Origin of the sequence: Exiguobacterium chiriqhucha RW-2 (assembly GCF_000416965.1) — a bacterium.
Taxonomy (GTDB): domain Bacteria; phylum Bacillota; class Bacilli; order Exiguobacteriales; family Exiguobacteriaceae; genus Exiguobacterium; species Exiguobacterium chiriqhucha.
On sequence record NZ_ATCL01000014.1, the window covers coordinates 434983 to 457878 of the forward strand.

Below are 22896 nucleotides of genomic sequence, written 5' to 3' on the forward strand. Positions count from 1 at the left end.
AGTGAAGAAGGTGAAAAGATGAGAAAATTCGTAGCGCTCGACATTGGCGGGTCGTTCATCAAATACGGGGTACTGACGGAAGATGCCGTCTTTCTGGAAAAGCATGAGAGTGTGACCGAAGCAAGTCGGGGCGGGGCGCATATCATTGAAAAAGTGACTGCTTTCATTCGGGACTTGCAGACACGACACGATGTCCAAGGGATTTGTATTTCAACGGCTGGACAGGTTGATTCAAAAGAAGGCGTCGTCGTCTATGCTTCAAAGCTCATTCCGGATTATACGGGGACACGCCTAAAGGATGAACTCGAGTCGACGTTCAGTTTACCGGTCGAGGTGGAAAATGATGTGAACTGTGCCGGTCTCGCAGAGTCTTGGATTGGAAGCGGAAAAGGAGCCAAAAGCTTGTTCTGTCTGACGATTGGAACAGGGATTGGTGGCAGCTATATCCTCGATAACAAACTTCATACCGGCTATAGCTTTAGCGGCGGAGAGATTGGCTATATTCCGATTGAAGGCTATGCATTTGAAGAACTCGCCTCGACGCGTGTCTTGATTGAACGTGTCGAAGCCCGGACCGAGAAGACGGGATTGAACGGGAAAGACGTCTTCGAGATGGCGCACGCGGGCGAAAAAGTGGCGATTGAGGAAATCGACCGTCTTGTCTACTACTTGTCGAAAGGGATTGCGACCGTCACTTATATGATGAATCCTGAGAAAATAATCATCGGTGGCGGAATCACTGCCCAAAAGGACTATCTCTATCCACGGATCATGAAGCAGCTTGCGGCTGATATCATTCCGGCTATCTTAGAGAAAACGACTATCGAGATTGCCCGCAACTTGAACAATGCCGGAATGCTCGGCGCGCTTCGTCACTTCTTGTTGCAAGAGTCGATGCGACCGCTGCGGAGCATCACGACCATCATCGAGTCAAATCATCATCGGTTCACGAAGCGAGAGCAGCTCGTCGCTGATTTCGTGATTCAAAATCTCGAGGCGGTACCGAATAAGACAATCACGGAAATGTCGCGTCAAATCAACGTATCCGAAGCAACAATCACCCGCTTCTGTCAGAAGCTTGAATTTGGTTCGTACAATAAGTTACGTTTGCTCGCGAAAGAAGCGACTGTCAGCAATCGGTATTACGGTCCATCCAATATCGATGGATTGGATGACATCAATGAGGCTTACTTCATGATGATGAAGAAATATGAGTCGCTTTACGATCAAAAATCGATGAACCGTTTGAAGGAAGTGCTCGAATCGACCAATCAAGTCGTCCTATATGGCACAGATGAGTGGTCGCCATTGCTACCAGCCATCAAGATGAAGCTGCTGGAGTTTGGCGTGATGACCGACGCCTTCTCAGGGGCACAAGCGATTTCTTTATCCAAACGGGCGATTCGACCGGAGACGCTCGTAATTGGACTCAGTCGAGACGGATACAGCGAGGACGTCGTCGAAGGACTGGCCCATGCGAAACGACTTGGTGCCGTAACGGTTGGTTTGTCGACACAAAGTGATTCACCGCTATTCTCCGTGTCAGACATCCGATTGACTGTCCCTTCGACCGAGAGCGTCAATGTGACGTCGATTGGAGAAGTGGCTTTATTCTATCTCTTTGATGTCATCACGCATGCGGTTCGCACAGAAGAACCAAGCAGCGAAATTGTGTGAGGTGAGCTGATGCGAATTTTATATGTACCGATCGATGAACGACCTTGTAATGTCGACGTGGTCGAGCGCATCGTCAGCGTGACAGATGAAGTAGAGCTGGTGATGCCTCCGAAAGAACAATTCGGCTATAAAAAGCAGGCGGCGGACTACGAGGAGCTTCGCAAGTGGGTGTCGAGTGCACCGCCTTGCGAAGCGCTCGTGCTCAGCGCAGACATGCTATGCTACGGCGGGTTACTTCCGTCTCGCTTGCATCATTTAACGGAGGAAGACCGCGAGCGATTCATCGGTTGGTTACGTTCGCTACGCGCGACTACTGATGTGCCGCTCTACGTGGCGACGATGATTATGCGGACCCCGAAGTACAGCTCGGACGATGAAGAACCAGATTATTATGGCGTATATGGCGCGGAGATTTATCGACGGGCATTTTTACAGGACAAGCAGACACGAGATGGTTTGACGGAAATAGAACAAGACGAATTGAAGTCGTTGGAGCAGTTGATTCCGTCCGAATATATTGAAGATTATGAGACGAGACGGGCGTTCAATCGCTCGATCAATCATGCGCTCATTCAACTCGTCGAGGAAGGAACCATTGACCGGCTGTTCATTCCCCAAGATGACAGCGCGGAATATGGGTACACCGCAATCGATCAAACCGATGTACTTCGTGCTATCAGTGAGCGTCGTGTCTTCGAACGTGTCCACATGTATCCAGGCGCAGACGAAGTCGGGGCAACGATGGTCGGTCGAGCGTATCTCGATCAGACTGGAGTCCGTCCTAAAATCTATCCGATTTGGAGCAGTACGCTCGGACCGACGCTCATCCCGATGTATGAAGATCGCCCGTTTTCGGAGAGCATGAAAGCACATATCGATGCAATCGGCATGCGTCTCGTGACTACAGTCGAAGAGGCGGACATTGTGTTGGCCTATAACGTCCCAGGTCGTGTGATGCAAGAGTCGTGGGACCAAGAAAAGCGTGACGTGACCTACACTAGTTTTCGGCATTTACCGACGTTTATCTCGAACATTGAGCGTGCGCTTGAAAGCGGGAAACGTGTGATTGTCGCGGACAGCGCATATGCCAACGGGGGAGACGCTGAACTCGTCATATGGTTGGATGAACGACGACTGCTTGAACGAATCGATTCCTATAAAGGATGGAACACGAACTGTAATACGCTAGGGACGACGTTGGCCCAAGGGATATTCGCTCAAAGTGGAAAACAGGAGCGAATTCGAGAAAACGTACTCTATCATCTACTCGACGATTTCGTGTATCAATCGATTGTCCGGATGAAGATGGTTGAAGCGGTGTTGCCGTCTTATGGAGCGAATTACTTTGATTTACAGGACGAGGCGACTGCTATTTCGATGGAACGTGATCGTCAAATGAAAGAAGCGGCGCGTGCCATATTCAAACACTCTTTCCAAGAAAAACTGGAGTTTCAGACGTCCGCTCCTTGGAATCGAATGTTTGAATGCCGTTTGCACTTAAAGGAGGAACGTATATGATGGAGCAATTGAAGGGGAAGTTGATTGTGTCATGCCAGGCATTAGAAGAAGAACCACTTCACGGTGCCGAGATTATGGCGCGAATGGCGATTGCTGCGAAAGAAGGCGGTGCAGCTGGGATTCGTGCGAATGGAATTGACGATATCAAGTCAATCAAACAAGCAGTCGATTTGCCATTGATTGGGATCATCAAACGGGAGTTCCCTGGATCATCTGTTTATATTACACCGACACTAGAGGAAGTAGAATCACTCGTGGTAGCCGGCGTTGAAGTGATTGCCCTCGATGCCACAAATCGGGTACGACCTGATGGATCGACGATTGAATCGTTTTTCCCAATCTTGAAAGAACGCTATCCGAATCAACGCTTCATGGCGGATTGTGCGACAATCGAAGACGCACAGCGAGCAGAGAAATTAGGGTTTGATTGCGTGGCTCCGACGCTCTTTGGCTATACAGAAGAGACGACAGGACGAAAACTGTACGAAAACGACTTTTCTTTTTTAAAAGAAATGGTGGACGCCGTCAATCTTCCTGTCATTGCGGAAGGGAACATTCTCACACCAGACCATGCTCGCCGCGTAATTGAAGCTGGAGCGTATTCAGTTGTTGTAGGCGGTGCGATTACACGACCGCAACAAATTGCGAAGCGGTTTGTTGATGAAATGCAAAACCGGATTCTCACATAAGTGACAAAAAAGCACCAAGTTAGGCTAGTAAGTCAGCCTAGCATGGTGCTTTTTTGTAAATTCTATGTTCGTTTACTTAAGTGTACGTTTAACAGATGATGTTGTCGTGACACCTTCTGAGTAAGAGAGGATTGTATATGTTCCAGCGGGCAACGACCTATTAAAACGAATCTTGAATCTGCCATTGTCCTCAATTCGTTCAAAGTGGACACCTTGACCTTTTGAATTGACGACATACAACATCGAACCTGGCTTGGCAGATCCGGAAATTGATGTTTTCGTAAAGGTCGACACTGTCGGAGTTGTAGGACGCACCGCGTCGCCATCCCCGACTAGCGAATTATACTGATAAGTTGCATAGCCATCTTTTTCAACAAACACCCCATACTCTTCAAAACGTTTGAGTGGCTTGGTGAAGCTGAACGTATGGTACCCGTTTACACTTTTAATCAGCTTGCCATCTGCGTATTCGGACCAGACTGAGACGTTTGCATCTTTGGGATACGTCCGTACCGTCACAGTACGTGTGTCAATGGTCGGGAAAAACGAATAAGCACTGCGGTCAAAATCAATACTGACTAGCGGTCGCGGAAGTTTATAGTTATCAAATTCATCGCTTCTCACCCCATCACTCAACGTCGACACAAGGACTTTCCCTTTTGTAGTCTTCGCGACGAGGTAAATCGCATCATATGGACTATCAAAGCGTTGAAGTGTTTTCAAAGAGAATTGATAACGGTCATCTTTTTTCATTTTTGTAGCACCTAAGTATTTCGTATGGGTCAGATAAGGTGCGCCGCTGGATACTTTCGTTGTTTTCCCCATGTACAGTTCATACTGAATGAATTCTTTTTGACGATCAACTTCGGACGAGAACCAGTGAAGCTGTCCCAACAATTCATTGCTCCACTTTGCCTTGTTATCAATCGTGAGTTCTGCGTGTTGTTTAAATGATTGGTGATGATTAAATAGTGAAATCGTTTGGGGTTTGGTTGAGCGATATTTTCCTTTGTATGTCCACACTCTGACGGATACGGCCTGCTTTGGTTGTTGAGTTAGCGGATAATACCCGATATCTTTATAGTCTTTCATTGGGAGTACCTGAACGACATTAGAGTCAATGGTTTTTCCTTTTGCGTCCACGTATTGAAGAAGAATGCCATCGCCTTTGTAGTCAACGAAAAGATGCTCTTTATCTTTCCAAAGTTGATTAGGCGGAGCGACTGTTGAGTGTGACTTGAATGAACTACTTGTGGCTCGATCAATCATGTCGATACGAAGGCCATAATCGTGACTTTGTAAAGAATGATGGATTTGGCCGCCACTCGGGAGACTAGGAAGAGTAAATTTATAAGCGCTTCGACCTCGTGTCGCTGCCTTTACTTTATGTCGTGTTTTTCCAGCCCGATCGATATATGTTAAGTGATGCGCCAGTTTGCCGTAAGTGGACTCATAGAATTGATCATTTCCTTTTACATTTAAAATGACCTCTTGTTTAACATAGTGCGGACGTAAATCTGTATCTTTCGTTGTAGACGTAAACGAAAATGGATAACTATCATTATTGAAGTTTAGCGCTTCATCAGGTGAATAGGCGTTCGCTTGTGTTGGAGTGAGAATCAACATAGAGCTCACGGCGAATAGAGCGGTTTTCTGAATAAATTTCATTTAGGTTAGTACTCCCTTAAGGTTTTATATTTACTATAGCCAATCGTATACAAGAAAAGTGATGAGAATCTTTAAACATGGTAACCGATTTTTGATTTACAGCTTCAAATACTATTTTTTTATAGTTATACATGGTTAGTACTCACCGCTAAGTTTCTTCCATTCTTGCTCAAGGTGGGCATCGACTGCTTTCCAGTCGTACACGTCTTTCCCGAGAACGTGCTTCAACTCTTGCATCGAGGCGAACGCGAAGCGGCTCCAGGCGACGTAGTTCAAGCGCGTCGCAAATAAAATCGGGACGTTGCCACTTCGGATATAGGCGTCCATTCCATCGGTCAGGCATAGCGCACCGTGACCGACGAGCAACATCTTCCGAAGCGTCGGTTTGTTGCCGACGGGAATCGAGGCGAGCCAGCCGTTCTTGTGATAAAACAGGCTCTTCAATCCCCAAAGCAGGCGGATGACGAGTTCGTTGAAGACGACCGGTACCGCCATGGCGACACCGTGCCGCGCATCATAGCCACTTTCGAACACTTTTGTCGAGAAGTCGGCGAACGAGAGGGTCTGTCCGTTATGCGACACTTTTCCAAAATCGGCGAATTGAAACAACTCAAAGAATGGGAGTGGGATACCGGCGCCGCGACGACCGTTGTCGTGACCGCGCACACCACTCGAACCCGATACGTCAGATAAGAGGTGACCGAACCAGTTGGCAAACCCGGAGAACAGTTTAGCTAGTAAGTTGCCACCTTGTAACCTTTGCGTACCGTCTTCTTTCGGTTCGAGTCGAAGCAGTCGGCCGTCCGAGACGAAGCTCGCTTTGCCTGTGAACTGATCCAAAATCGAGAAGAATAAGCCGATGATGTCCGGAGCGTGGGCGAGCGATTTCAAATGGTGATCCGACGGACGCATATTGAGTGTCGCTTCACCCATTTTCAAATCCTGTGCGTAACGTGCGTCATAATTCACTTTAAAGCGGCGCTCCAAAAAACCGATGGCACTCGCAATCGAATCTGGTTGCTTGCGGAGGCGGGCGCCGTTCTGTTTATCCTGTTTCCAGACGAGGTTCGCGAACTTGATGACGACGTTGTCGACCTTCTCATCTGACCACTTCCCGAGTTTACTGTCCGTCGGAGAGCCGACGAAGAAACTGTCAATCAATCCAGCGACGAGACCGCTGAAGGACGCGATCATGTAGTCGTAGCGGTCACATTCTGCTTCCTTCAGCAAGAACTCTTCTTTGAACGTCGTCGCCAAATCGTGACGCTGTCGTGCCGTCAACAGATGGGCGAACGGATCGTCGAGCCCAGACACATCATGTCGCGTCGCATATGTATCGAGTTCGGCCAAATACATATCCCAAGAGACGTCTGATACTTGGACAGGTTCCAAGTCATCGAATGTCGGGACGGCCAGCGGCGCCAATGGAGGTGCCGCTGTTTGCGGTACCTGTCCATTCATGAGTCGCATCATGTCGTCGAACAAATTGTCGAGCGCTGCCGATTGAGCATCTTGCGTCTCTTCAAGTTGATTCAAGTATCCATGGATGTCACCTAAACGTTGCTCGGCCTGTGCGGCTTGATGTTGTTGAACGAGTAATGCTTTTGCCTTATCAATGATGTCTTGTTCGGACCGGTTCATTTGTCACCGAAGACGTTTTTGACAAGACGCTTCGCCCCACCCGTCACTTCGGCCAGACCGCCGCCGGACATTTCAAAGTAGCCGATCGCTTGGAATGATTCATGTAACTGTTCCAATTCCTCTAGGGTGAGCGTCTCTTTCAAGACGAGCTCTTCCTCGGAACTGAACGTCAAATCATCGAGCTGGATTGGTTGCGGCGTATAACACGCATACACGTAGTCGCGTAGTTTCTGATACGTCGGTTTCGATGTCAACTCGTCTAAGCGAACCGTACTCAGTTTCGGAGGCAGTTGTGTGATGATTTGTTCTTTTTGAGAGTGGACCTGTTTGTCGGCACTGAATTGGGCACTCTGACTGAGCATTTGCAACATGTTCGAGAGCTGGTTGATTTTCTCAGAGTTGGCGTTCCCTTGTTGAATCGCGACAACGAGTCGATTCGAGATCTCATTGATGTCCTCGAGCAGACAGTTGAGGGTTTGCTGCGTGTTGCGGATGATGGCCTGTAGCATGAACTCGCGTTGTTTGTTGTTCTCGATGTCTTTCATGCCCGTGATTTTTTTCAGACCTTGGTACGTGCCGACTCCGATGACGACCAACACCCCGATGCCCGTGAACATGCTCGAGAAACCGAGCAGCCCACCCATACCGAGCGAGGCAAGACCGGATGTCAATCCGGCCGCACTCAATCCGACGACCGAACCGGATAAATAAATGGCTGTGAGCGGGACGCCAACCGCAGCTGCTTTTGCCGCCAAATCTTTCATCGATTTGGCGATTTCTGAGTCGTTTTTGCGGAATGTCAAAATATCCTCGTCGCTTTGGATGGCGCTGGAGATGAGTTCGATTTCTTCTCGCGAGATCGATAGAACTTCTTTCAACTCTTCAAGAAACTTGTTCTCGAACCAAGCCGAGAGCGGACGCTTCAGCTTGAAGAGGTAAAGTAAGTCTTTGAATAACGATTTCTCGACGATGGAAAAGTCGAGGGTCGTCGACAAATCGCGTAACTCGTCAATCAACGCAATCGTTGGTGTATGTTCGTCTGGGTTGCTCAAGTAGCCGCGAAGTTGCAACCGATAGTCTGAACTGAGGTGGATGCGGGTGACGAGCGACATCAGTTCGCTATACTCTTGGGCGTCAATCTGTTGATCATCGACGAACGTGAAGTTAGCCAATATTTTTAAATAGGTGAGCTTATACGTTTCCGGCAAGTCGGCGAGTGGGGTGACTTGTGAGACGTTGATCAGCTCGTCTTCCTTGTCTTTCAAGGCGGCGATGCCGTTCAATAGCTCGACGACGCCTTCGACATTATACGTTGCGAGTTTGTCGGACAGACTGTAGTCGTATTGCTCGGTGTGCATGACGATGTGAAGTTTCTCTTTTCGCTTATCATTCTTATACGTGACTTCTCTATCCAAATCGACGCGCTGCAAATCTTTGTAGTAGACGCAAATCGGTTTTTCAAGTAACGGTTTGAAATAGAAGCGGTCACCCAAAAACAGCATGCCTTCTTTACCGCTCTTAAAGAGTGTCGAATCATACAAGACGATGACATGTTCCGGGAGGGCGTCCTCTGCATAATTCTTAATGGCTCCGTTCAATTTTTTGTCGGGTACGTTTGGCGCGATATGCGTGCCGTCACCAAGTAAAGTGTGGGCGTATTCTTTCAAATATGTATTAATGTTCATCAACTATCACCTTCCATATATTGTTTATAAAGTTATTATATACTTATAGTACATGCTAGGTAGGGAAAATATTCTAACTGGTAAACGACGTGGTGAGGAGCGGCTATGGTGAAGATGATGATGTATATGTTGATAATTGGATTAAGTGGGGGCGTGGCCGTTCTCTTGTTCCGAACAGGACGTGTTGCTAGACTCGTCCATCGGGCATTACGGCGAAAACTTCGTATTATCCAAGATGAATTGAAACAGGCGAAGCATCACCCGGCCCGACAGTTCGAACTGCTTGATCCGGTCTATCGAAAAGTCGTGTTTCAAGTCCATCCGCGGGTGAAGATGAACCGGACCGACTTGGAGCAACTGGTCAGCGATGAGTTGAATCGGTTGATCAAGAGCAAACGCTCGGCCATTTTGTCTTCGGTGACGGTGATAGGGCGAAGCGCGTTGGGGTTGATGATGTTGAGCGTCAGTTTGGTAGGCGGATATGCGGCCTATCATGAGGCGCAAATGTTGGATTGGCCTGGTTCAACGCAAGTGGCGAGTTCATCGGCCACCATCCTTGACGAGACGTTCGAGTTGCCGGCGCAAGTCGCATCATCAGAAGAACTCGGTCAGGCACTCGCTTACCACATGAGTCAATTCGATGAAACGTTCAGTATCAGTTATATCGGCAAGAGTCGAGATTTTGAACAGACGATGGACGAGGCGTGGGATTGGCTTGAGGCGAACCACATTTACGTGTTTCGGTTGTCACGAGGCGGCGAGACGGAGTATCGCGATCATGGCGGTTATGTCGAGCTAGACGTCAAATTGGCTTACGATATGAACATCGAGGAAGCGAAACAGATTGAAGCGAAGGTCGATCAAGTCGTCGCGGAGATGCCGGTCGGGTTGAACGACTTTGAAACAGTGAAATACATAAACGATTACGTCGTCTTGAACACGGCCTACAATTTAGACAGCCAAGCGAGTCCATATACGCCGTACTCCATCTTATTTAATGGGGAAGGCGTGTGCGAAGGATACGCCTTGACGACATTCTTGTTATTGGAAGCCACAGGTGTGGAAGCGAAGTATATCTCTGGTGAGGTCCAGACCGGGTTACACGCATGGAATCTCGTGAAGCTCGACGGTGCTTGGTATCACTTGGACACGACGTGGAACGACCCGGTCCCGAACCGAGAGGGGGAGGTCGGCTACGATTATTTCTTAGTGTCCGATGAGACATTGGGGCAAGATCATGAGTGGGAAACGAATAATTATCCGATTACTGCGAAAACAGATTTTTTGTAAGTGAAGAGTTGGTTCAACAAGTGCAATCTCAAAAGAAACGCGATGGGCTTGGCTAAGAATGTGGCTGCCTGATCGTGTTTTTTTATGACCTAATCATTTACGAAATCATAAAAACATCTCCCCCTTTAACAAAAAAGTACCTACATCAAGCCTTTATAATCCTTATACTAACAAAGTACATAAATAGATGGATTGAAATCCCAATCGAATGAGTTGGGAAGAGGAGTGGACTAAATTATGTTGAATCGCAAATTTCGAGAAGATTCGATTGAAACGTATAAAAAGGCAGAGCGCGCTTATGAAGCGACCAAGCTCGATGTCGTCAAGGCGTCAGAAACGTTGTTTGGTGAGCGGAAACGACTGAAATCCATCATTGGATTCAACTGGGATATCATCAATGAACTGAAAAACAAGACGGCTGAAATGAAATTAGAGGTCGAAAAAATCGAAGTCGAATATAAACGTTACGATTCGTTCTTATTGGAGGTACAGACCGAGATTGCGGCCAACGAAAAAATGATGGCAGCCGTCGAGACACTGACGATGGGTGCCGCTTCACTTAAAATGACGTCGACCACGGCTGCAGCGATTGCGACGACATTCCGTACTGTCTCGTCGGGAGCGGCGTTGAGCGGAGGTCTCGCTGCAAATGCTTCAATGGCTTGGTTGGGCGGAGGGGCGTTTGTCGCAGGCGGCGGTCTAGCCGTAGGTGGTGGATTAATGGGATTGGCAGGACCTGTTGGATGGACCCTCTTGATTGCAGCGAGTGTCTTCCAAAACGGGAAGAATAAAAAGCTTGGGCGTGAGGCGCTTGAAAAGGCGAGCCTTCTCCAAAAAGAACGCGTTTTGCTTCGGGGAAATGAGACCGAGATTCTCGCGTTGAACGAGTTGACTGTACAAAACCGTGTCGGCTTGAACCGTTTGTTGAATGAAATCGAGCCAAAAATTGAACACTATGGCTGGGACATGCGGAAAATCGAACAAGATCGGGAGCTGCTAGAGAGAATTGGCGTACTACTGAACACGTTGCAAAGTGCGTCTGAATTATTGAATAAGAAAGTAGGCGACGCAACATGAGTCACGTGTTTTCAGAATCGTTGCAAACGAATTTTGATATCGATTTGAACCAGTCCCCTAAGTTGGAAGAATCTCATCTTCAAATTTTGATGAAGCAATATAAAGAGATTGCCTTCACAAAAGTGATTCAAGAGTTCGGGCTCGGTCCCTTTTTGAACGATTACAAAAAGGGTGGGAACGTGACGACACTGCATAACGCGCAAGAAGGCGTTTTTGCGGATCAAGAAGTGGAAGCGCGGTTCTCCCGTGGCTATTCGCAAGAGGTACGTAAAGAGATGTATGAAAAAGACTTTGCGAAGATGCGCGAAAAGGAATTTAAAGAAAGGGACTCCATTACGGACGCATATACAGGTCAAACATTGAACAAAGATGGACAAGCCCATCGCGACCATATCGTGTCGGCTTCGGAAATTCATCAAAACGATGAAGCCCGTCTCTATATGACGGATCAAGAACGAGGCAAGATGGCTGTAGATGATCAGAACTTGGCATGGACGAACGGAAGTCTCAATCAGTCAAAAGGGGATAAGGATTTTAAAGTTTGGCTTGACTCACCGAACCCGAAAGACCCGAGTCAGACGAACCGTGACCGCTATGGCGTGGATGAACAGGCGGCGATGGAAAAATATATCGAGGCCAAGCAGCATGTCAAAAAGTCCGTCACGAAAGCGAAACACACATATTATGCAAAGAATCTGGCGAAAACCGGAGCGAGCCAAGGATTGCGGGTCGGTGCGAAACAAGCGATTGGACTGTTTCTCTACGAGTTGCAACACATTTTGTTTAAAGAGCTAAAATGCTTCTTCAAATCATTTAAACAGTTCACGAATTGGGACGCGCGGATTGAAGCGTTCAAACAATGTCTAGAGCGTGTCTACGCTCATATGATGCAACAGATGAAGCGGTTTGCCACAGCGTTCAAAGACGGCTTCATCGGTGGGTTCATGGGGAATCTGTTGACGGTATTCATCAACACGTTCATGACGACGTCGAAAAATTTGGCGCGTCTGATCAATGACGGCGTCACTGGACTTTGGAGTGCGTTCAAGCTATTGTGTCAACCACCTGAAGGCATGACGTCGCAGACGGCCATCAAAGAAGCGACAAAGCTCGTCGTCGCAGCGGTGGCCACGACCGTCGGCGTATTATTGACGGAGTCATTCGTGACGTATCTACAAACGACGCCGTTCGCAATGTTTGCCCAATTGATTGGTGGATTGATTGGCGGGATCCTGACCGGTATCGTCGTGGCCACGTTGATGTATGCGATTGATGAATTGGTCGCTTCGCTCCATAAATTGAACGAGTTGATGGATACGTTCAAAGAAGGGTTGTATACGAATGCAGAGCAGGTGCGCGCCACATATGAGGCTGCCATCGCGATGATGAATGTGGAGTATCAGGCGGTGCTTCAAACCATCTTTCGACAATATGAGGAGTACCGACGACTTTCAGCCATCGCCTTTGATGAAACTGAGCGAGTGAGCGTGCGTCTCGATGCGAGTGCCGAGTTGGCAGATTTACTCGACGTACCGACGGATGATGTCATGCGGAATGCGGATGATGTGCGAAACTTTTTACGAAGTTGATCTATATATTGCTGAAAAAGAGTGTCTCCTGTTTCGAAATGAAACAAGAAACACTCTTTTTATTTTGTGTGCAATGAAGAAGACATCGCCTCTTCAAATCGTGCCGTAATCTGTTGCGGGCGTGTGATAGCCCCACCGACGACGACGGCGTGTGTGCCGAGGTCCATGCAGCGTTTCGCCATCTCTGGCGTCAAGATGTTGCCTTCGGCGACGACCGGTTGTGTGACGTGATCGAGCACGTCTTTCAAAAACTTGAAGTCGTCGTGGAAGAGGAGCGAGCCGTTCGTCTCGGCCGTATAGCCGTGGAGCGTCGTCGAGATGTAGTCGAAGCCGAGTCGATCCGCTTCGATACAATCCTCAAGCGTCGCACAGTCGGCCATGAGGAGTTGATTCGGATAAATCGAACGGATGGCGTGGACGAGTTCTTGCAGCGTCATGTTGCCGGGACGTAGGCGGTGTGTCGCATCGAGGGCGATGACGTCGACGCCGACCTCGGTCAGCTCCTCGACTTCTTTCATCGTCGCCGTGATGAATACGTCGCTGTCCGCGTAGTCACGTTTGACGATCCCGATGATCGGGACGTTCACTTGCTGTTTGATTTCACGGATGTCTTTCGCCGAGTTGGCACGGATGCCTTTGGCCCCGCCTTGAACGGCTGCGATGGCCATCCGGCCCATGATGTAGTCGCTATGGAGCGGTTCATCTTCGAGTGCTTGGCAGGAGACGATCAATCCGCTTGGTAAATCGGTCATCATTAATCACTTCTTTCTTTTAATCGGTCGAGCGCTTTGAGTGTTTTTAGATAATGCGCTTTTAAGTCTTCATTCGTTTCCATCAACGTCTTCGTTACCGCGTCCGCCGTGAACAGGAGCGGGAGCTGTGTGTTGATCAAGAACGCCTCGCCCGACGCACCGGCCGTCAACAGTCGATGGTCGACGAGCTCGGCGAGCGGGGAGTGCTGATAGCCGACGAAAGCGATGGTCGTGCAGCCCGATTCTTTGGCGAGCTGGACGGCTTGGACGACCTCACGGCTCTCACCGCTGTTCGAGAAGGCGATAATCAAGTCGTCTTTCGTCGCAATCGAGGCGTCCATGACCATACTATGGCTATCGAACGCCGTAGTGGCGAGCAGTCCCATCCGCCGTAAGCGATATTCCATCTCTTGAGCGACGAGCCCGGCGTTACCGAGCCCATATAAATGGACCGAGCGGCAACGTCGGATATGATCGCAGATAGCGAGGAGTTCCTCTTGGTCGATCAAGTGAGCGGTCGTCTGAATCAATTCGATATACGACCGTTGCATCGGTTCGAGTGACGTCGCCGTCTGGGGTAAGTTCGTTTCCGTCAATGTCTTTTGCATCATGAGCTTCAGTGCCGAATAACTCCCTACCCCAATCGTCTTGCAGAACCGGGTCACGGTCCCAGGTGACGTCTGGATGGCTTGCGCCAACTCGGTGATCGTCAACTCGATGGCGTCGTTCATATTCGTCATGAGGTAATCGGCAATCTTTTTCTCACTGTCCGTCATATCTGGATAGACGTCTTTCATTTGTTCCCACACGGCTGTTCCCTCCAACACAATTCGTTATTCGCCCCGGCCTAACGCCTCTTGGACTTCATTCTTAATAATTGTAACAGAAGGACCGTAAATTACTTGAATCCCATTTCCTTTTTGCACGACCCCGTGGGCGCCCGTCGCCTTCAACAAATCCTCGCGGACGTGCTGGTGGTCGTTGACGGTGACGCGGAGGCGTGTCGCACAGCAGTCAACCGTGTCGATGTTGGCATCGCCACCAAGCGCTGCGATGATGGCTGTCGTGCGGTCTGATGCGTCGACGTCGGCTGCTTTCACAGCTGTCTCGTCTGAACGTCCCGGCGTCATGAAGTTGAACTTCGTGATGAGGAAACGGAACGTCACGTAGTAGAGCAAGAACCAGAAGGCACCGATGACCGGTACGAGCATCCAGTTCGTCTTGTCATTTCCCTGTAAAACCCCGAATAAGATAAAGTCGATGAACCCACCTGAGAACGTTTGACCAATCGTGATTTCGAAGATGTGGGCCATCATGAAGGCAAGTCCGTCGAAGATGGCGTGGACCAAGTAGAGGACCGGTGCCACGAACAAGAAGGCGAATTCGAGCGGCTCGGTGATCCCTGTCAAGAACGACGTGAGCGCCGCCGAGAACAAGAGGCCAAAGACGACTTTCTTCTGTTCTGGTTTCGCGCAATGATACATGGCGAGCGCGGCACCGAGCAGACCGAACATCATCGTGATGAAGCGACCTGACATGAAGCGGGCCGTCCCTTCATAGAACTGCGTCGTGCTCGGATCAGCGAGCTGGGCGAAGAAGATTTTCTGCGTCCCTTCAATCAACGTCCCGTCGATGACCATTGAGCCCCCGAGGCCGGTCGTCCAAAATGGGATGTAGAAGATGTGGTGCAACCCGAACGGTCCGAGCATCCGGAGCACGAAGCCGTAGATGAACGTCCCGATATAGCCTGTCTTGTCGACGAGTCCGCCGAGCGAGAAGATTCCGCTTTGGACCGTCGGCCAGATGAAGTAAAGCGCAATCCCGACACCGATGGCGACGAACGACGTGATGATCGGTACGAAGCGCGATCCGCTGAAGAAGCCGAGGAACTGCGGGAGCACTTGCTTGTTGTAGCGGTTATGCAAGAGCGCCGTCACAATCCCGATTAAAATCCCGCCGAAGACCCCGGTCTCGAGCGTTTGAATCCCGAGCGCCATCCCTTGGCCGGCACTGGCGAGATCCGTCTCCATCAATTCACCCGTGATTTGAAGCATGGCGTTGATGGTGGCGTTCATAATCAGATAACCGAGCATGGCGGCGAGTCCCGCTGTCCCTTTATCCGACTTGGCGAGCCCGACCGCGACCCCGATTGCGAACAGGACGGCCAAGTTGGCGAAGACGATCGACCCGGCGGCGGCCATAATCGTGAATAAATGCTGGAGCCAGGTGATGTCTAGGAATGGATACGCTTGGACCGTGTTCGGGTTCGAGAGCGCACCTCCAATCCCGAGCAGTAGTCCCGCTGCAGGTAAGACAGCGATGGGCAACATAAATGATTTCCCGAATTGTTGTGCCCGTTCGAATAGACGTGACATGAGATAAATCCTCCTTAAAATTATTTTCACCTGAATCATAATATGAAAAATATTTTTATGCAAGCGGTTACGGTGAAAATCTTTTTAACAAAAAATCGAACCAGTCAACGGGACCGGTTCGATTCGCATGGTTATGTGGTTTTGACAGTAGGGGTCACTTTTTCGCCATTCGTCGTGATAACTTGCTTATACCAATCAAAGCTCTTCTTCTTCGAGCGGGTGAGGGACCCGTTACCTTCATTGTCTTTGTCGACGTAGATGAAGCCGTAACGTTTCTTCATCTCGCCGGTCGAGGCGCTGACCAAGTCGATCGGGCCCCAGCTCGTATAGCCAAGAATTTCGACGCCGTCCTTGATGGCCTCATGCATCTGTTCAATATGCTTCGCCATATAGTCGATGCGGTAATCGTCTTCGACGTAGCCGTTTGAGTCCGGTGCGTCGACGGCACCGAGTCCATTCTCGACGACGAACAACGGCTTCTGGTAGCGGTCGTACAGCTGATTCGCCGTGATACGGAAGCCGGTCGGATCAATCGTCCAGCCCCATTCCGACTTTTCGAGGAACGGGTTCTCGAGCGAGCTGAAGATGTTGCCTTCGGTCGATGCGTTGATCTCCGGGTCCGTGCTCGTCGTCCGGCTCGCATAATAGCTGAAGCCGATATAGTCGACCGTATGCTGTTTCAACAACTCGAGGTCGCCGTCTTCCATCTCGAGCGTGATGCCGTTTTCGTCGAGGAAACGTTTGGCATAGCCTGGGTATTCGCCACGCGACTGGACATCGATGAAGAAGAACGATTCACGGTCCTTGTCCATCGCGTCCAAGACGTCGTCCGGGTTGCACGAGTAGGCGTACGTCTGACCGGCCGCGAGCATGCAGCCGACTTGCATGTCGGGGTTGATGGCGTGCGCCGCCTTGACCGCTTTCGCGCTCGCGACGAGCTGATGATGCGCCGCCTGGTATTTCACTTGCTGCTTGTCCTCCCCGTCTTCGAAGACGAGTCCGGCGCCGATGAACGGCAAATGGAGCAACATATTGATTTCGTTGAACGTCATCCAATACTTCACTTTGCCGTTATAGCGGGTGAACAGCGTCGTCGCGTACGTCTCGAAGAAGTCGACGACACGGCGGTCGCGCCAACTGCCGTAGTTTTGGATGAGGCTGACCGGCACGTCGAAGTGGGCGATCGTGACGACCGGCTCGATACCGTGCTTCAACAGCTCGTCGAAGACGTCGTCATAAAACTGTAGTCCGGCCTCGTTCGGCTCGGCGTCGTCGCCGTTCGGGAAGATACGTGCCCATGAGATCGACAGGCGGAGCGCCTTGAAGCCCATCTCGGCGAACAGGGCGATATCTTCTTTGTAGCGGTGATAGAAGTCGATCGCCTCGTGCGACGGATAAAACTCGCCCGGCACCGGCTCAAGTGACGGCAAGTCGCCGAACATGACGTCGAACCGTTTCTTCCCGGTCGGCAACAAGTCGACCGTCGTCAAGCCTTTGCCGCCTTCTAAGTACGCACCTTCAGCTTGGTTCGCGGCGATGGCGCCGCCCCATAAAAATCCGTTTGGAAAACTCATCAAATCCATCCTTTCTAAAGTAGGGGAGGGACGAACCCTCCCGCATTCATTCGTTGATGACAAACAAGGCTTCGCCTGAGCGCACGTTTGTGGCGTGGCTCGGTGAAATCACTTTCCGGTTCGTGACGATGACCGGTGTTGTGAGGGCACGGCCAGAGCGTTTGATGGCGTCGAGGTCGAACTCGATCAACAGCTGTCCTTTCTCGACGAACTCGCCTTGCGTGACGTGTGCTTTAAAGTGTTTGCCTTCGAGTTGAACCGTGTCCATGCCGATATGGATGAGCACCTCAGCTCCTGTCTCGGTCGTGATGCCTATGGCGTGATGCGTTGGGAAGAGAGCGGATACCGTCCCAGATACCGGGGCGACGAGCTTGCCTTCCGTCGGTTCGATGGCGACGCCTTGGCCGAGTGAGCCCGATGAGAAGGCGACGTCCGAGATGTCTTTCAAGTTGACGACGTTGCCGGCAAGTGGACTGAGGATTTGCTCTTGGCCGACTTTTGTCGCTGATACTTCTTGTGAGACCGGTGTGACTTCTGGTTGTGGTGTCGCGGCGACCGCTTTATTGACGCCACCGAAGAGATACGTTAAGACGAAACCGACGACGAAGGCGGCGGCCGTCCCGATGAGTGAGCCGTAGAAGCCAGTCGTGATGCCTTCCGGCGAGATGTTCGACGGGTACCCGAAGACGCCGAGTCCACCGATGATATACACTTGTGTACCCATGATGCCCATGATCCCACCACCGACGGCACCACCGATACAGCTCATGATGAACGGTTTCTTGAGCGGGAGCGTGACCCCGTAAATGGCCGGCTCGGTGACCCCGAAGATGCCTGAGATGAAGGCCGGGATAGAGAGCGTTTTGATCTTTTGATTTTTAATGCGAAGGAAGACTGCGAGTACGGCACCGATTTGCGCGAATGAGGCTGCGAAGACGAGTGCGAGTACCGGGTCTGCCCCGAGTGACGTCAAGTTGTTGATGGCGACCGGGACGAGTCCCCAGTGCAAGCCGAAGATGACGAACACCTGCCAGAGACCGCCAAGGAAGATCCCGGCGACGAGCGGGCTCAAGTTGTAGACGGCGACCGTGGCGCTACCGAGCAACATACCAGCCCATGTCGCGATTGGTCCGATCAAGATGAACGTGAGCGGAACGATGATGAGCAATGTAAGTAACGGGACGATGAACATTTTGACGACGTCCGGGATGACCGTCTTCAAGAAGTTCTCAAGCTTCGCTGCGAAGAACGCCGCGATAATGATCGGAATGACCGATGTCGAGTATGTCATCAAGATGACCGGCACACCGAGGAACGTGATATGGATCGGTGACTCGAACATGGTGCCGGCGAAAACGGTGTAGAGCGGGTCACCGGCCGTGAGCGTCGACAGCGTCGGATAGACGAGCGCCGCCCCGATGGCCATCCCGATAAACGGACTGCCGCCGAACTTCTTAATGGCCGTATAGCCAAGGAAGATTGGGAAGAAGTAGAACAACGAGTCGCCGATGGCGTTCAACAGCTGATACGTGCCGGATGTGGCGTCGAGCCAACCGAGGGCGACGAAGAGGGCGTTGAACCCTTTAATCATCCCGGTCGCGGCCAAGACGCCGAGGACAGGGGTGAAGATGCTAGAGATGATATCGATGAACCGGCTGAATAATGATCCTTTCGGGCCTTCCTCTTCTTCAACAGGTGACTGGTTTTGGAAACCGCCGACTTCGACGACGGCTTTATAGACGTCGGGGACGTGGTTGCCGATGACGACCTGGTATTGGCCGCCGCTCTTCATGACGGTGACGACACCATCCATGTTTTTGAGCGCTTCCGTGTTGGCCTTGTTCTCGTCTTTTAATTTGAAGCGCAAACGGGTGATACAGTGGACGACGCTGTTGACGTTCTCTTTGCCGCCGACTTGCTGGATAATGTCGCGTGCGAGCTGTTCATACTTCATGTCCATACCTTCCTTTTTCATTGGATTTTTGGTTTGCGTCAAATAAAAAACCTGACCCGTGTCAGATGAGATACGTGAAATCACGTCTACCATCTGACTCGAGTCAGGTTATGCCCACTAAAGGTAACATTCCTGCGCAGGAGACCGTTCAGTTGTTATTTGATACTTGAAATGTAGCACGTGCCAAAACAAAATGTCAACGCTTACATTTAGGAATTTTCAGATTTCTTTATTTAGACAAAAATGGACTCACCATGAGGCGAGTCCATTGGATTGGATTATACGGCGTAGTCTCCGTTGTATTGGACGAGTGAGACGTCGCGGACTTCTTCAATATCGTTCAATCGGTTCATGAAAGCTGTATTGTCGATCTTCAAGCGTAACTCCGCCGTCAATTCGACGACATCTTTCCGAACGATTTTTGATTTGAGCGTGTAATCGAGTTGCTGCAGTTCACGTCGTACTTCATCGTTCCCATCTTCATAGTAATGGATTACGAGAAGATAAAGCGTATCGGTATGCTTTTTCCGGGACAACATGAAGATGACAGCTCCGACGACAACCGCGCCGAACAACGTCAAAAAGTAGAGTCCCGCGCCACTCGAGATGCCGGCCGCGATTGCCCAAAACATAAAGACGACGTCGAACGGGTCTTTGATGGCTGTCCGGAAACGGACGATACTAAGTGCACCGACCATCCCGAGTGATAAGACGACGTTCGTCGAAATGGTCATAATGACGAGGCACGTAATCATCGTCATGACGAGCAACGTGGCATTGAAACTCGGACTGTACAGGACACCTCGGTATGTCATTTTATAGATGAAGTAGATGAAGCCGCCGGCAATAAAAGCAGTCAACAACCCTAACATCACATCGATAATTGATAAATTTCCGAAGGTAAATTCGTTTAAGAAGCTATTTTTAATGACATCGTTAAAGTTTATTGTTGTATCCATTGATTCCACTCTTTCATAATCCATGATAACGAATGCTGGCCATCCGACAGTGAACATACTTCGAAATGGCAGATCGTTGGTGTGACTCTAACTGCAATAATTGGCGTACATATTCCGGCAAGAATTCATCGTACTTCACTTCCAAAATCGTCTTTGGATAGTCGAGTACTTCTTCCGATACAGGGTGCTTCTCGAACAAATCGACACTGTTCGTGACGAAGCTGAGCTCTTTATCAAACGTGACCCGGACATTGCCGAGGGTCCCGACGTATGCCTCACGGACATAGTCGACGATGACACGGGGACGCATTTGGGAACTCGTCAGATAGTAGTAAAACTCTTGATATAGCTGCCCTGTTTTTTTCAACAAGAAGTCATAGTCCCAGTCTAAGATTTGTTCATATTCTTCACGCGTAATCGGGACAGAGGATTTTAAAATGTATTCACCTTGCCGACTTTTTTTCTCGAGCTTGATGACGTCTTCTGAGTAGTTGTACGTTCGAATCCGAAACTTTTTACGGCGGAAGATTCCACTGTTTTTTTGAATCAAATCGTGATCATACACGTTGTCGAAATAAAGACTGCGAATCAAGTAGCCGTCCCGACTGACGGAGTGCCGGTCTTGGGTCAGGACGAGACTGATTTTGTCGCGAAGGGTCGCGTAATCTTTTTCATTAATAAAGTATTTGAGTTCGTGTCGGAATCGCTTCATGGTTTTGCTCCTGGTATGACAATTTGTTGGACTCCCCAATGCATCGTACGGTCGTTATCACGGTAATAGTCAAATGGGATTTGTGTATTTCCTTCCGCGTCTGTGACCGTGACACGCCAATAGTAACGACCGGGGTCAAGGCTTGGAATCGACTGAGAAAACGTCGTCATGTTTTGCTTTTCGGTGACGAGCGTCGAAAAATCAGGAGATTTACTCAATTCAAAGTGATATCGTAACTCATCGTTTTGGATGTCGTATGAAGCATCCCATCGGAAGACATCTTGCTTCCCTTCACGAGCATGGTTAAGGAAAATCGGCATTGGATTTTCGAGAGATCGAATAAAATCTTTATGATATTTCGAAGTGATATTTTCGAGTGTACGATAACTCGTCGCATAATCTTTTGCTTCGACGCTTAAGAAGCGAATATCTGGTTCACTCGTGACGAGTGGGGCGACAACCGGATAGAATCCATCAATCAATCGTTTCGTATTGTCCGCATTGATGACGCGCGTCAATTCCTCCATTTTTGTCTTCAGTGCCTCGACGTGATCCGGGTCTTTTAAATAACGGCGATGGAGGACAGTTCCCCAGTAACGTTGGACACCTTGTTGCCAACTTGGCATGACGTCCGTCCGTTCAGTATCTCGCCCGAGTGCTTTGTCGAAGTCCCAAGGCATGAAATACCATTTTTCTGAGTTGAGCGGACTATATAAATAATAGTTCGTCGACATCGTGTCATAGTTTCCAAACAAAATATTCGTCCCAAGCCATGTTAAGTAATTGTCCTCATCGAAATAGGTGTCGAATACTTCGTCGAACGGTTTGGATAAATCATTCAAATCATCGAGCATGGTCAACAACTCTTCATGATTATCCGAACCATTAATTTTGAGCACCGACTCGAATGCTTTTTTGTCATAAGTCGGATCGTCTTTCGCTTTTAAGGCATCCGGATAGCGATGAAACTCAAAGTTTTCTGCTTTGTATAAATGACCATCTGGGTTCAATCCGCGCGCAGAGAGCGCCTCCTCATTCAGTTGTTCGACATGCGTATAGAGGCCGTAACTGACAAATTCGTCAGCCTGGCTCGGATCCGTCATATCGCGGACATGCAATTGAACGAAGTTGGTACGTAAACTTGAGATATCATCGAGTTGTTCGTAATAGGCGAAGGCCAAACGATTGCGAACTCGTGTCCGGTCGTCCGCATGTTTATTTAAATTCAGTACACTTTGGCCGTACCACAGCCCGGCGCTGTCTTGGAGTCGGATTTTATACGACTTTTGTGGTTCTAAACGGCTCGATCGCCCCCGTAGTTCGATGGTGGCATTGACGGTCGCGTCATCAAATAAGTTGAGGGAATCAGGACCCTCAGCATCGCCTGACTCAAAATGGACGAACAGCTTTGGACCGCTCTCGAGGTTGCTATACTGTTTATACGATTCATTTATATCATACAGAGTGATATCGTTTTCCGGTACCGACTTTTGGTCGAACACAGTGACGTATACGTGCTCAAGCCGGTTACCATCATGGCTGGCATACACCCGTTTGTCTTCAGCGAACGACGTTTCGGACGATTTCGTCTCGGGCGATGTGACAGTCGATGAGGCTGATGTCGACGTCGGTGTCGATGGAGACTTTAGAATGGCTTGAAGGCCAAGCAAAACAAAAAATAAGCAGATGATACTGACTGTCGTTTTCGGATAAGGCAACCGTTTCATTAATTAACT

General features: G+C 49.6%; 17 protein-coding genes. 6 read left to right on the plus strand and 11 right to left on the minus strand.

Annotation, left to right across the window (positions count from 1 at the left end; all coding sequences use genetic code 11):
- Positions 1-18 precede the first annotated feature (18 nt).
- From M467_RS31440 to M467_RS21915, 3 genes are read left to right on the plus strand one after another with little or no spacing between them, the layout of a single operon-like run.
- Entirely contained in the window at positions 19-1677 is a 1659-nt protein-coding gene (locus tag M467_RS31440; RefSeq protein ID WP_021066311.1) for an ROK family protein, read from the plus strand.
- A 9-nt stretch (positions 1678-1686) separates the two neighbouring features.
- Positions 1687-3195: a DUF4127 family protein gene (locus M467_RS21910; protein WP_021066312.1), complete on the plus strand. Its 1509-nt coding sequence runs from the start codon at positions 1687-1689 to the stop codon at positions 3193-3195.
- On the plus strand, positions 3192-3884 hold the full coding sequence (locus M467_RS21915) for an N-acetylmannosamine-6-phosphate 2-epimerase (protein WP_021066313.1): 693 nt from the start codon (positions 3192-3194) through the stop codon (positions 3882-3884). Before M467_RS21910 ends, M467_RS21915 begins: the two co-directional genes overlap by 4 nt.
- Before the next feature lie 72 nt (positions 3885-3956).
- Here the strand turns inward: M467_RS21915 and M467_RS21920 are convergent, their stop codons facing one another.
- From M467_RS21920 to M467_RS21930, 3 genes are all read right to left on the minus strand, one after another.
- Positions 3957-5552: a hypothetical protein gene (locus M467_RS21920; RefSeq protein ID WP_021066314.1), complete on the minus strand. Its 1596-nt coding sequence runs from the start codon at positions 5550-5552 to the stop codon at positions 3957-3959.
- A gap of 135 nt (positions 5553-5687) precedes the next feature.
- Positions 5688-7193 carry a hypothetical protein gene (locus tag M467_RS21925; protein ID WP_021066315.1) on the minus strand — a complete coding sequence of 502 codons (1506 nt, stop codon included), beginning with the start codon at positions 7191-7193 and terminating at the stop codon, positions 5688-5690.
- Positions 7190-8878, minus strand: coding sequence for a hypothetical protein (locus tag M467_RS21930; RefSeq protein WP_021066316.1), 1689 nt, complete (start codon positions 8876-8878; stop codon positions 7190-7192). The genes M467_RS21925 and M467_RS21930 overlap by 4 nt, the downstream gene beginning before the upstream one ends.
- Before the next feature lie 114 nt (positions 8879-8992).
- On the opposite strand from M467_RS21930, the gene M467_RS31445 reads away from it, so the two are divergent.
- From M467_RS31445 to M467_RS21945, 3 genes are all read left to right on the plus strand, one after another.
- Positions 8993-10168, plus strand: a complete 1176-nt coding sequence (locus M467_RS31445) for a transglutaminase domain-containing protein (RefSeq protein ID WP_235045175.1) — start codon at positions 8993-8995, stop codon at positions 10166-10168.
- Positions 10169-10405: 237 nt separating this feature from the next.
- Positions 10406-11245: a hypothetical protein gene (locus tag M467_RS31450; RefSeq protein ID WP_021066318.1), complete on the plus strand. Its 840-nt coding sequence runs from the start codon at positions 10406-10408 to the stop codon at positions 11243-11245.
- On the plus strand, positions 11242-12834 hold the full coding sequence (locus M467_RS21945) for a hypothetical protein (RefSeq protein ID WP_021066319.1): 1593 nt from the start codon (positions 11242-11244) through the stop codon (positions 12832-12834). The genes M467_RS31450 and M467_RS21945 overlap by 4 nt, the downstream gene beginning before the upstream one ends.
- Before the next feature lie 59 nt (positions 12835-12893).
- Here the strand turns inward: M467_RS21945 and M467_RS21950 are convergent, their stop codons facing one another.
- The 8 genes from M467_RS21950 to M467_RS21985 all read right to left on the minus strand — a co-directional run bounded on the left by M467_RS21950 (position 12894) and on the right by M467_RS21985 (position 22887).
- The gene (locus M467_RS21950) at positions 12894-13586 is read right to left on the minus strand and encodes an N-acetylmannosamine-6-phosphate 2-epimerase (protein ID WP_081637930.1); all 693 of its coding nucleotides are present in this window, start codon (positions 13584-13586) and stop codon (positions 12894-12896) included.
- A 2-nt stretch (positions 13587-13588) separates the two neighbouring features.
- The gene (locus tag M467_RS21955) at positions 13589-14395 is read right to left on the minus strand and encodes a MurR/RpiR family transcriptional regulator (RefSeq protein ID WP_021066321.1); all 807 of its coding nucleotides are present in this window, start codon (positions 14393-14395) and stop codon (positions 13589-13591) included.
- Positions 14396-14419: 24 nt separating this feature from the next.
- The gene (locus M467_RS21960; protein ID WP_021066322.1) at positions 14420-15961 is read right to left on the minus strand and encodes a maltose/glucose-specific PTS transporter subunit IIC; all 1542 of its coding nucleotides are present in this window, start codon (positions 15959-15961) and stop codon (positions 14420-14422) included.
- A gap of 131 nt (positions 15962-16092) precedes the next feature.
- The gene (locus M467_RS21965; RefSeq protein ID WP_031200049.1) at positions 16093-17544 is read right to left on the minus strand and encodes a 6-phospho-beta-glucosidase; all 1452 of its coding nucleotides are present in this window, start codon (positions 17542-17544) and stop codon (positions 16093-16095) included.
- Between the two features lie 37 nt (positions 17545-17581).
- Positions 17582-19489: a beta-glucoside-specific PTS transporter subunit IIABC gene (locus tag M467_RS21970; protein WP_021066324.1), complete on the minus strand. Its 1908-nt coding sequence runs from the start codon at positions 19487-19489 to the stop codon at positions 17582-17584.
- Between the two features lie 278 nt (positions 19490-19767).
- A complete protein-coding gene (locus tag M467_RS21975; RefSeq protein ID WP_021066325.1) occupies positions 19768-20448 on the minus strand; it encodes a DUF4956 domain-containing protein in 681 nt (226 codons plus the stop codon).
- A gap of 13 nt (positions 20449-20461) precedes the next feature.
- Complete coding sequence (locus M467_RS21980; protein ID WP_021066326.1) at positions 20462-21160, minus strand: polyphosphate polymerase domain-containing protein; 699 nt, start codon at positions 21158-21160, stop codon at positions 20462-20464.
- Positions 21157-22887, minus strand: a complete 1731-nt coding sequence (locus tag M467_RS21985) for a CotH kinase family protein (protein ID WP_021066327.1) — start codon at positions 22885-22887, stop codon at positions 21157-21159. Before M467_RS21985 ends, M467_RS21980 begins: the two co-directional genes overlap by 4 nt.
- Between the last annotated feature and the right edge of the window lie 9 nt (positions 22888-22896).

Bases quoted from the DNA above. Each gene is read 5' to 3' on its own strand.
- M467_RS21945 (WP_021066319.1), top strand. From the start codon at position 11,242: ATGAGTCACGTGTTTTCAGAATCGTTGCAAACGAATTTTGATATCGAT.
- M467_RS21985 (WP_021066327.1), bottom strand. From the start codon at position 22,887: ATGAAACGGTTGCCTTATCCGAAAACGACAGTCAGTATCATCTGCTTA.
- M467_RS21920 (WP_021066314.1), bottom strand. From the start codon at position 5,552: ATGAAATTTATTCAGAAAACCGCTCTATTCGCCGTGAGCTCTATGTTG.
- M467_RS31450 (WP_021066318.1), top strand. From the start codon at position 10,406: ATGTTGAATCGCAAATTTCGAGAAGATTCGATTGAAACGTATAAAAAG.
- M467_RS21970 (WP_021066324.1), bottom strand. From the start codon at position 19,489: ATGAAGTATGAACAGCTCGCACGCGACATTATCCAGCAAGTCGGCGGC.
- M467_RS21950 (WP_081637930.1), bottom strand. From the start codon at position 13,586: ATGACCGATTTACCAAGCGGATTGATCGTCTCCTGCCAAGCACTCGAA.
- M467_RS31445 (WP_235045175.1), top strand. From the start codon at position 8,993: ATGATGATGTATATGTTGATAATTGGATTAAGTGGGGGCGTGGCCGTT.
- M467_RS21960 (WP_021066322.1), bottom strand. From the start codon at position 15,961: ATGTCACGTCTATTCGAACGGGCACAACAATTCGGGAAATCATTTATG.
- M467_RS31440 (WP_021066311.1), top strand. From the start codon at position 19: ATGAGAAAATTCGTAGCGCTCGACATTGGCGGGTCGTTCATCAAATAC.
- M467_RS21925 (WP_021066315.1), bottom strand. From the start codon at position 7,193: ATGAACCGGTCCGAACAAGACATCATTGATAAGGCAAAAGCATTACTC.
- M467_RS21915 (WP_021066313.1), top strand. From the start codon at position 3,192: ATGATGGAGCAATTGAAGGGGAAGTTGATTGTGTCATGCCAGGCATTA.
- M467_RS21930 (WP_021066316.1), bottom strand. From the start codon at position 8,878: ATGAACATTAATACATATTTGAAAGAATACGCCCACACTTTACTTGGT.
- M467_RS21910 (WP_021066312.1), top strand. From the start codon at position 1,687: ATGCGAATTTTATATGTACCGATCGATGAACGACCTTGTAATGTCGAC.
- M467_RS21975 (WP_021066325.1), bottom strand. From the start codon at position 20,448: ATGGATACAACAATAAACTTTAACGATGTCATTAAAAATAGCTTCTTA.
- M467_RS21965 (WP_031200049.1), bottom strand. From the start codon at position 17,544: ATGGATTTGATGAGTTTTCCAAACGGATTTTTATGGGGCGGCGCCATC.
- M467_RS21980 (WP_021066326.1), bottom strand. From the start codon at position 21,160: ATGAAGCGATTCCGACACGAACTCAAATACTTTATTAATGAAAAAGAT.